The following is a 10,785-nucleotide window of genomic DNA, read 5'->3' on the forward strand; positions in this document are numbered from 1 at the left end:
GTTCGATGGCAGTGAGCGCGACGATCGGGGTATTGGGTAAAAGAACGCCTGGTTCACAAAAAGAGCGGAAAATTGCACTGCTGGCAATGTTATATTGCCAGCCTCTGGCCTAATGCCAGTCAGTTTAGATGCGCAACTTGTGGGAGCGAGCCTGCTCGCGATAGCGGCGGTACATTCAGCATCAATGTTGGCTGACCCGCCGCTATCGCGAGCAGGCTCGCTCCCACAGGGGCTGCGGTGTTCAAGTCTTTAATTGACTGGCATTGGGCGTCTGGCTCTATCATTTTTTTGAAGGCCCAGCAGTCAGATCAAATAACGCGCCGAGGATCGGGCGCCAGGTTTCGTTATGCATGGCAGGAGGCGTTACATGCGTTGTGTTCTTTCACTGCTGATCACGCTGGTCTGCGCCCAAGTGGCATGGGCCGAGCCCACGGCCGAGTTGTCGGAACCGGTGGGCGGCTGGCGCTATCACGGCCTGCTGGACCGCAGTGAAAATCCGCGAGTCGCCTATCCCACGCCGCCCATCGACCGGGGCGTGCAGCGCAATCGCACGATGATCGAAGGCCAGCTCAAGGCCCTCGGCACGCTCCGACCGCCCCACAGCCTGGCGGTCAACGGCAATCCCCTGAATTTGTACACCGACGACCAAGGGCGTTTTGCCCGGCCGTATGCGTTTGGTGCCGGGTCAAACAGTGTCGAAGTGCGCAGTTCCGAGGGCAAGTCGCTCAAGCGCGTTCAATTCTATGAAGCCAACAACCTGCGCACGCCGGCGCGCATTCGCGTGGTGCTGGGCTGGGACGATCCCAAGGCCGAACTCGATCTGCACATCATTACCCCCGACGGCCAGCATGCGTTCTGGGCGAGCCCGGCGATGAGCAATGGCGGCGGCCTGGACCCGGACGGGGTCGATGGCCCCGGTCCGGAAATGTTCACCATGACCGCGCCGATGCATGGCACTTATCTGGTTTACGTGAACTATTGGGGCAACTTCGGCAGCGGCGGCTATAACTTCGATGAGACCAGCAACCAGAACGAGGTAATCACCTCGCAAATCAATCTGGTGCTCAACGAAAACACCGTCGACGAAAAACGCGAGACCTTCATCGTGCCTTTGCGGGCGATCGGCGACCTGCTGCTGGTCAAGACTTTCAACTATTAAACATCCCGCACCACGGATGAATTGGGTTTGTGAACATGAGTGATAAGACTGTTTCCCCGGCCGCCGACGCACCTGCTGCCAACACTTTCCGTCGCTGGCCGGCGCTGGTAATCGGGCTGTGCCTGGTGGCCGGCGTGGCAGGCGGGTTGGGGTGGTTCCTGAACAAACCCAAGGCTCCGCCTGCGGAATTGGCCAGTGACAAACTGGGCATGAGCCGGCCGGACGGTTTGCTCGAAACCCACTCCCTGAGCCAACTGCCCAAGGATCTGCTGGCGGTGCCGTTTCTCAAGGAAACCCTGACTGAAGATTTCGTCTTCTATTACGAAGCCCACGCCGACCGTCTCGGCCTGATCGGCAGTCTGCGGCGGATCATTTACGAGCATGACCTGAAGTTGCAGGACAGCCTGATCGAGCAGCTGTTCGATCAACCGGCAGATGTGGCGCTGTGGCGCGGGGCGGATGGGCGACTGAAAGATTTCCTGTTGGTGATGGATCGCGGCGGGCTGGCCAAGGTGCTGGAGCCGCTGGCGAAAGTGGCGCTGGATGATACGCAGCTGAGCAAACTCAGCGAGGTAAAGGTCGGCGCTGACGCCGTTACGCTTTATCAGCTCAACTACAACGCCAGCAAGTCATTGGTGTTCGCTTCCCATGGCGACAAACTGGTGGTGCTGTCCAATCCGGCCAAGCTCTACGATCCGGAAAACGGCGCATCAGAGGACACCGGCAGCGTTTCGACCAAAGCCATCGCCGCATTGCTCAACGGCGACAAACTGTTCCCCGAAGCCTTCGGCCTGCCACCGCGTACGCCCGAGGTAAAACAGCGTCTCTCGGTCAATTCCAGCGTTTTGGCCATGGGTTACCAGCGCTTCATCCCGAATTTCGCCGGCCTGCGTTTTGACATGGACGACAAGGGCTGGCACAGCTTCCTCGCCATGGACGAACTGGAAAACCAGCCAGACTTCGACTTCAAGCCGATCTGGCAAGCCATGCCGATGGGTGCCAGTGCCTGCGTGGCCTTGCCACTGGCCGCCGAACAACAGAAACCGCTGCTGGTGAAACTCGGTGCCGACGACGCCGTGGCCCAAGCCTTGACCGAACACATGGCCGGTGCCGCTGGCCTGTGCTGGTACGCCGATTCGCGGCTGTATACGCCGCTGCTGGTGGCCAGCCTGAACGACGATGACAGCGCCAAACTCGACGGCGACCTGGGCAACCTGTTCGGCTCGATGGTCGGTGCCTACGAAGGCAACGTCGCTGAGCATGCGTTCCCGGTGGTCGAGAAACAGGAAGGTCAGACCCATCAGTGGCAGCGCCAGGTCAGCTCCAACTTCGGTCCCTATAAGGCCAAGGATGCCGAGCAGCCGGACGCGATCACCGGCAAAGCCTTTATGCGCGTAAGCCTGGCGCGTCACGGTTCGACGCTGCTGTTTTCCCTCGACGACAAACTGGTCGACAAAGCCCTCGGCACCCTCGACAAACGCTTCCCGCCGCTGGCTGACGTGCTGCCGAAAGACCTGCTGATGCCGATCTATTTCGGCCCGGATTCCGTGGCGCAACTGATGCAACAGGAAACCCTCGACAGCCTGCCGCAGGACATGGAGCCGGTGTTCTACAACGCCGCGCAAACCTACCTGATCCCGAAACTGCGCACCCTCGGCGGCTATGGCAAATATGCCCTGACCTTGCCCAAAGGCAGCGAGCCCGACGGCCACTGGCAGTGGCTGCCGCTGGAGTGGAAAGCCCTGTGACCGCACTCATCCGAGGCCTCGGCCTGCTGGCGTTGTTGCTGGGGACTCGAACCTTTGCCAGCGAAGCCGCAGCACTCGACCCGCAGCAGTCCCAGGTATTCCGCGCCTGGTTCGTGCGCATCGCCCAGGAACAACTGACCCAAGGCCCGAGCCCGCGCTGGTATCAGCAGGACTGCGCCGGGCTGGTGCGGTTTGCTGCCAACGAAGCGCTGAAAGTCCATGACGATAAATGGCTGCGCAGCAATGGCCTGTCCAATCGCTACCTGCCGCCGGAACTGCAACTGAGCGATGCCCAACGCGGCCTCGCCCAGCAATGGCAGCAGGGCGGCGGCAAGGTCGGGCCTTACGTCAACGCGATCAAACTGATTCAGTTCAACAGTCATCTGGTCGGCCGCGATCTGGCCCAGGCCCGGCCCGGCGACTTGATGTTTTTCGATCAGGGCGACGACCAGCACCTGATGATCTGGATGGGCCGCTTCATCGCCTATCACACCGGCACTACCACCCCCACTGACAACGGCATGCGCTCCGCAAGCCTGCAACAACTCATGACATGGAAGGACACCCGATGGATACCCGACGCAGCCAACCCCAACTTCATCGGCGTCTATCGACTGAACTTCCTCTCCCAATGATCGGTGCCCGCATGCTGCGCATTTGCTCAAAACTGCCTTTGTTGTTGGCCTTGTTCATGCCGCTGGCCGCGGTCAATGCTGAAGACACCGTCGAGCCGAGCGGCTACACGCCGGTGTCTGGCGAGAGTTTCTTCCTGCTGGCCGACAGCAGTTTCGCCAGCGACGAACAGGCGATGGTTCGTCTCGAAGCACCAGGCCGCGATTACCGCCGGTTCCGCATGGAGCCTTACGGCGGCGCGGACATTCGTGTGTACCGCATCGACAAGCCGCTGGATTTTCTCAAGCGTCAGAAGAACCTGCACCGCGTGGTCAGTGACGGCCAGTTCAAGGGCGAAGGCCTGTCGAACACCCTCGCGTACCTGTGGGATAACTGGTACCGCAAATCCCGTCGGGTGATGCAGCGGGCGTTTTCCTACGAGTCGCGCAAACAAGTCACCGAGGAAGTACCGGAACTGAAGATGGGCACCGCCATTGCCGCGCCAACGCCCTACGACGCTCAGCCGCAATTCGCGTTGATTCCGGGCCTGCCGGTGGTCAGTCAATTCCGTTATCCGCTGTGGCAAGCCAAACCGATCCAGCCGCCTGAGGGCGTGAACCTGGCCGGTTCTTCCAGCGAGTTCGTCAGTGTCTCGCCGGGCAACGTGTACATCCCGTTGGGCAACCTGAAGCCGGGCCTGTATCTGGTGGAAGCGCTGATCGGCAAGTACCGCGCGACCACCATGGTTTTCGTCTCCAACACCGTGGCTGTGAGCAAGATTGCCGGCGATGAATTGCTGGTATGGGCCGCGCGCAAACACGAAGGCAGTTCGGTGCCCAAGGTCAATGTGCTGTGGACCGACGGCCTGGGCGTGATGAGCAGCGGCGCTACTGACGCCGACGGTTTGCTGCGTCTGAAACACGTCAGCCCGGAGCGTTCGTTCGTGATCGGCGAGGACGAAGAGGGCGGGGTGTTCGTCTCCGAGAACTTCTATTACGACAGCGAAATCTACGACACCAAACTCTACGCATTCACTGACCGACCGCTGTATCGGCCGGGGGATTGGGTGTCGCTGAAAATCGTCGGCCGCGAGTTCAAGAATGCGCGGGATTCCGTGGCTCCGACCGCTGCCGACGTCAACGTCACCGTACTCGATGCCACGGGCACCGCGCTGCAATCGCTGGCGCTGAAGCTCGATTCCAAGGCCGGCACTCAGGGCCGTTTCCAGCTGCCGGATAACGCGGTGGCAGGCGGTTATGAACTGCGTTTCAGCTACAAGGATCAGGCCTACAGCAGTGCCTTCCGTGTCGCTGAATACATCAAGCCGCACTTCGAGGTTTCCCTGAACCTGGCCAAGCAGGATTACCGCACCGGCGAACCGGTGAAGGGCAGTCTGGTGCTGCTGTACCCGGACGGCAAACCGGTGGCCAACGCCAAGTTGAGCCTGAGCCTGCGCGCCCAGCAACTGTCGATGGTCGATAACGAGCTGCAATACCTCGGGCAATTCCCAGTGGAGCTGACCAGCGCCGAACTGACCACCGATTCCAAGGGCAACGCGAGCCTCGATCTGCCCGCCGCCGAGAAACCAAGCCGCTACATGCTCACCTTGTTCGCCAGCGATGGCGCGGCGTATCGGGTCAAGACCACCAAGGAAATCCTCATCGACCGTGGCGCCGCCAGTTTCCGCTTGAGCGCACCGCAGCGGTTCAGCGCAGTGGGCGGCAAGGTTGCATTCAGCTATACCAACGAAGGTGGCAGCGAGCAGAGCAAAGCGGTCAACCCGAGCAGCTACAGCTGGGTGCGACTCGAAGATCAAACCACTGGCGAAGGTAAACTCGCCGCCAAAGATAAAGGCTTCACCCTGGCCTTCGACCGTCCGGGAACTTATAACCTGACGCTGAAGGATGATCACGGCCGCGTGCTTGGCGCGACCGGTCATTCGGTCACTGGCGACGGCGTCAAAGCCGTGCCCGGCACTGTGGAAATCGTCCTCGATAAACCCGAGTACAAGGCGGGCGACGAAGCCCTCGCGTTGATCACTTTCCCCGAGCCGATTATCGATGCGCTGTTGTCGCTGGAACGCGACAAGGTCGAGGCCACCGCGCTGCTGTCCAAGGGCAGCGACTGGCTGAAGATGGAAAAACTCAGCGACACCCAATACCGCGCGCGCATCCTGGTGAAAGACAACTTCGCGCCGAACCTGACCTTCTCCGTGCTCTACACCAAGGGCGGTCAGTACAGCTTTCAGAACGCTGGCATCAAGGTGATCGCGCCACAGATCGACGTGGCCATCGCCACCGACAAAGAGGCGTATCAGCCCGGCGATACGGTGTCGGTTGACCTGACCACCCAGTTCGCCGGCAAGCCGATTCCGGCGCATCTGACGGTCAGTGTGGTCGATGAAATGGTCTACGCGCTGCAACCGGAAGTCGCGCCGACCATCGATCAGTTCTTCTATCACCCACGCCGCAACAACGTGCGCACCAGCGCCAGTTTGTCGTTCATCAGCTACGACGTGGCATTGCCGGGCAGCCCGGGCGCGCCGGGCAAAGCCAATCGCAGCGAGCGCGGCGTCAAAGTGCTGGAGCGACCACGTCGCGAAGACGTCGACACTGCCGCGTGGCAGCCTGAATTGATCACCGATGCGAATGGCAAAACCCGCTTCACCTTCAAAATGCCGGACTCTCTGACTCGCTGGCGCATCACCGCCCGGGCCATTGCCGATGACGGCCAGGTCGGGCAGAAGAAGCAATTCGTACGCTCGGAAAAACCGCTGTACCTGAAGTGGAGCGGCCCGACCAAATTCCGCAACAGCGACAAACCGGATCTTGGTGTGTTCGCTTTCAGTCAGGCCGAGAAACCGGTCAAGGCTGAGCTGGTGATTCATTACGCTGGCGCCGAGCAACGGGTGCCAGTCACCTTGAACAACGGCATCAACTACATCGCATTGCCAGCGTTCACGGTGGCCAATGGCGAGTGGACCGCCGAGCTGGTGCAGGACGGCAAAACCGCTGATGCCCTGGCCGTGCGCCTGACCGCGACCGGCGAAGGCTGGCAGGTGACTCAGAGCCAAAGCCTGGACGTGGCCAGCGGTGATACGCCGCTGACCTTGCCGGCCGACGCCACGGATATTCGCCTGCGTCTGGATGACAGCCCGCAAGCGCTGTTCCGTTCGGCGCTTGATGATCTGCTGAGCTATCCGTACGGCGGCGTCGAACAGACCGCCAGTCGTTTGCTGCCGCTGAGCATCGCTTATCCGACCTTGTCGTCGAACCCGCAGATCCGCGATCGCTTGCGTTTGATCATGCAGAACAGCCGCCTGCGCTTGGTGCAAATGGCCGGCCCGTCGGCGAGCTTCACCTGGTGGGGCTATGACGGTGAGCCGGATGCGTTCCTCACCGCGTACGCCTATTACGCCGACTGGCACGCCAGCAAAGCACTGGAACTGAGCCTGCCGCCGGAGCATTGGCAGCGGGTGCTGGAGGTGTACGCCAAGCAGTCGCAGAACACGCCGCTGTTGCAGCGGGCGTTGATTCTGTCGTTTGCCAAACAGATGCAATTGCCGGTGAACACGCTGCTCAGCGGTTTGATCGACGACTTGGTGAAAGCCGGCGAAGGCAATGCGGCGAGCATGATGGACGATGGCGAAGAAAGCCTGGTCATGAGCGATCCGGATTCGGCATTGGGGCTGGCCAGTGCTCGGGTGCTGACTGCCTCTTTGGCGCGTCAGGCCAAGGTCAATCTGCCGGAGGCTTTCAATCGTCAATTGGACGCTGCGCAACAACAAGTCGCTGTCAGCTCTCAACCGTTTGTCGAAGCCTTGAACCTGTCCCTGCAAACCTTCGATCAGGGGCATGCGCAAGCGCTGTTGCAACGCTTGTTGCCACAGCAGTCGACCCTGGAACGAGCCTTGGCGCTGACCTGGCTGCAACGCAGCATCGAGCAGGCATCGCCCACCATTGCGCTGGCACCGGGTGAAGGCTGGAAGAAAAAATACGGTGATACCGGTGAGATGTATTGGACGTGGCAGGGTGCTGTGCCCGTGCCGACAGTGTTGTCGCTGACCGGAGAGCAAGAGCGTCCGCTTCGCGCCGCGTTGAGCTTCCAGAGCAAGCAACCGCCAGTCGACCCGATGGCTGTGACCATCACTCGTCGTCTGTCGCGTCTGGTGCCGGGTGACGAAGCGTTCGAATTCAAACTCGAAGCCGTCGGCAGCAAGCCGTTGTCCAGCGACAGCCTGTATCTGGACGAAGTGATCATCACCAGCAAAGCTGCGAAACCGCTGCGCTACGGCATGCTCGAAGTGCCGCTGCCACCGGGTGCGGACGTCGAGCGCACCACGTGGGGAATCAAGCTGATGGGCAAGGCCGGCACCGAGCCGACCTCGCTGGAGAAGGCCCGTTTCGAACCGGGGCAACTGGCTTACGCGATCCCGGTGGATGCCTTGAGCGGTGAATTGCGCCTGCGTCATCTGGTGCGCTTCTCGCAAAAGGGTCAGTTCAACCTGCCGCCGGTGCGTTTCACTCAGGTCTATGCGCCACAGCATCAGGCCCAGGAACAGAAACCGGCGCTCGGTCAGGTCACGGTCCACTGACATGACCCGGCGTCTGGTCTGGTTACTGCTGTGTTTGATGCCTGCGCTGGCGACAGCGCAGGACGAGCCGTTGCGCCTGGGCTTCAAGGGTGAATTGCTTTCGTTGAGCCGGGCTCAGGTGATCTCGCGTGAGCCATTGCCTGCTGATCTGCAGACGCCGCTGGGTAGTGTGTGGAAGCTGTTTGTCTACGGCTGGCTGGTGGACACCGGGGCGCGAGAACCGGCTTATGAGTGTCGCGGGCAATCGAAGGAAGAAGTGTATTGCTGCACGGCGGGCGGCAGGATTGAGCGCGATCAGGCATTGGTGAAGTCTTGCGGGCTGTATTTTGAGCCTGCGCGCCTGGGCATTGCCAGCGCTGAATGGCGCGAATATTGGCAGGCGAGACAAGCGCCGAAGTGGTTGCTGGATTTGCCGTCGTTGCAACCGCATATCCGGGTTTCGGTGGCTGAGCTGTTGAAGGCATTGGCCATGATGCCGGCGCAGGATCAGGCGCGGCGGGTGTTGCTCGATGTGGTGCTGAATGCTGCTGACGGCAATGTCATCGGTGAGCTTGGCGGCCGGTTGCGGGTGAAAACCTGGAGCTGGTTGGGGGATCAGGATCCTTCGTCGCGCCAGGGCGGATTTGCTGGCTGGACGGCGGATGGCACGCCGATCTGGGCCGGTGGGCTCGGCACCAGTCAAATGGTTTTGCGCAATTACGGTCAGGCACTGGCGACGGTGTTGCCTTCGTCTTGGCCCGCCGAGGCGGGGAAGTGCGTCGAGGTCGGCCTGTTCGCGCGTTATCCGCTGAAACGCGTGCTGTCGGGGGATCGTGTGTTAGCGCCCGGGCCCTTGCAAGGCGACTATCGCGTCGAATTCGCCAACGGCAATCAACTCGATATCCACAGCGACGGCGAGTTGTTCTTGCTCAAAGACAAACTCGTCGCCCGCCTGGACCGCGAAGAGTACGTCGCCCGCGTCCTGCAGCGCGAAGCCAGACCGGAACCGGCCGAAGCCGCCAAAGCCCTGAGCGTCGCGATCCGCACCTACCTGCTGCAAAACGCCACCCGCAACGGCGACTGCCTGAGCATCGATGACAGCAGCAGCCGACAGCGCGTCGCTCCACGCCCGGCCGCGACCGAGTCGCGCAACATCGCCGCGTGGACCAGCGATCTGGTCCTTGCCGGCAGCAACGTCACCTATCACTCCGACCAACCGGGGCCGGACAAACTCTCCTGGCTGCAAGCCGTCGAACAGGCCAATGCCGGTCAACGCTACGACGCCATTCTGCTGCACGCTTATCCGCGCGCCAGCCTCAGCCGCTGGGACAATCCCGTGGCTTCCTGCGAAGCGCTGCCCGCCGCGCAAGACTGGCTGCAAAAGCAACGCCGCGGCTGGCGACCACGGCTGGAAAGCGAAGTTGGTTACAACGAAGTCAACACTTTCGCCGTCTGCCGCCTGGCCTTCGGCCGTCCTTTTGTCGATCGCGAACGCCAGCGCATTTACGTGCGTGGCGTGCTGTCGCTGCAAGACCGCCTCGACCTGACCCATGAATACCTGCACCTGGCCTTCGAAGCACATCCCAACGGCCAGGATGAAACCTACATCGAAGGGCTCGCCCGCCACCTCTTGCTGGAATAGGCCATGAAACTCCGTTACCCACAGGTCCTCCTGTTCCTTTGTTCTTTTTGCGTATGGCCGACCACGTTCGCCACCGATAGCGCAGTCAAACTCGACACCCCCGTCGGCGGCTGGCGCACGGGCGCACCCGAAGGCGAAGGCGAAAACTTTCGTCAGACGGTTAATTACCCGGCGTCCTCGGTCAACACACCGGTGGGGCAGGCCAATACCGCTCGCATTACCGGCCAAATCAAATCCACGCCCAAGGGCAATGAACCCGGCAAGTTGATCGTCAATGGCGTCAGCATGCCGCTGAAAATTGACCCCGCCGGCCGCTACGATCGCCCGTTCTCCTTCCCCAACGGCAGCAACAGCGTTGAAGTCCGCAGCCCCGACGGTCAACAACGCCACCGCACCCAATTCCTCAACACCAGCGGCGGCGCCACCCCGGCCAAGTTGCGAGTACTGCTGGCCTGGGACAGCGACGGCACCGACCTCGACCTGCATGTCGTCACGCCTGACGGTGGCCACATCTGGTACGGCGACCGCGTCGCGGCCAATGGCGGCGCACTCGACGTCGACGTCACCACCGGCTACGGCCCGGAAATCTTCGCCATGCCGGCGCCGATCAAGGGCCAATACCTGGTGTACGTGAACTACTACGGTGGCGGGTATCGCAGTGATGAGGAAGGGCAGGAAGAGGCTGTTCAGCCCCTGACTACGGCGCAGATTACGGTGATTACGGAGGAGGGGACGCCGAACGAGAAGATGGAAACGTTCCTGGTGCCGATGCGGGCGGTGGGGGAGTTGACGTTGGTTAAGGGGTTTAGTTATCCGTGAATGCAATAGTCTCAGCACTGCTGAGACAATTGCTCTCGCCAGCATTGATCGCGGAATATCAGACTCCGCTGCCTGACAAAAAACTGTTGCAGGCCAAGTTGCATGAGTTTTATGCGTCGAATGCTGCCGAGTAAACCAGCGGTTATGTTTGTGGGTGTTCTTGCGGGCCTCATCGCGAGCAGGCTCGCTCCCACATTTGATCTGCACGATCGCAAAAAATGGGTTCACAGCA

The 10,785-nt window shown here is 61.1% G+C and carries 6 protein-coding genes; all 6 read left to right on the plus strand.

The features are described 5' to 3' along the window. The first annotated feature begins 367 nt into the window (after positions 1 to 367). Genes BK662_RS19155 through BK662_RS19180 form a run of 6 tightly spaced genes read left to right on the plus strand, consistent with a single transcriptional unit; the run spans position 368 to position 10,553 of the window. Positions 368 to 1,159 carry a YfaP family protein gene (locus BK662_RS19155; RefSeq protein ID WP_123359356.1) on the plus strand — a complete coding sequence of 264 codons (792 nt, stop codon included), beginning with the start codon at positions 368 to 370 and terminating at the stop codon, positions 1,157 to 1,159. 35 nt (positions 1,160 to 1,194) lie between these two features. Continuing rightward, positions 1,195 to 2,907, plus strand: coding sequence for a DUF2138 domain-containing protein (locus BK662_RS19160; protein WP_123359357.1), 1,713 nt, complete (start codon positions 1,195 to 1,197; stop codon positions 2,905 to 2,907). Continuing rightward, positions 2,904 to 3,542, plus strand: a complete 639-nt coding sequence (locus BK662_RS19165; RefSeq protein WP_018925702.1) for a DUF1175 domain-containing protein — start codon at positions 2,904 to 2,906, stop codon at positions 3,540 to 3,542. Before BK662_RS19160 ends, BK662_RS19165 begins: the two co-directional genes overlap by 4 nt. Further along, complete coding sequence (locus tag BK662_RS19170) at positions 3,539 to 8,113, plus strand: alpha-2-macroglobulin family protein (protein WP_123359358.1); 4,575 nt, start codon at positions 3,539 to 3,541, stop codon at positions 8,111 to 8,113. The genes BK662_RS19165 and BK662_RS19170 overlap by 4 nt, the downstream gene beginning before the upstream one ends. A 1-nt stretch (position 8,114) precedes the next feature. Further along, on the plus strand, positions 8,115 to 9,734 hold the full coding sequence (locus BK662_RS19175; protein WP_123359359.1) for a DUF2300 domain-containing protein: 1,620 nt from the start codon (positions 8,115 to 8,117) through the stop codon (positions 9,732 to 9,734). 3 nt (positions 9,735 to 9,737) lie between these two features. Continuing rightward, positions 9,738 to 10,553: a YfaP family protein gene (locus BK662_RS19180; protein WP_123359360.1), complete on the plus strand. Its 816-nt coding sequence runs from the start codon at positions 9,738 to 9,740 to the stop codon at positions 10,551 to 10,553. Positions 10,554 to 10,785: the final 232 nt, after the last annotated feature.

The organism is Pseudomonas frederiksbergensis, assembly GCF_003732275.1.
In the GTDB taxonomy this organism is placed as follows: Bacteria; Pseudomonadota; Gammaproteobacteria; order Pseudomonadales; family Pseudomonadaceae; genus Aquipseudomonas; species Aquipseudomonas frederiksbergensis_H.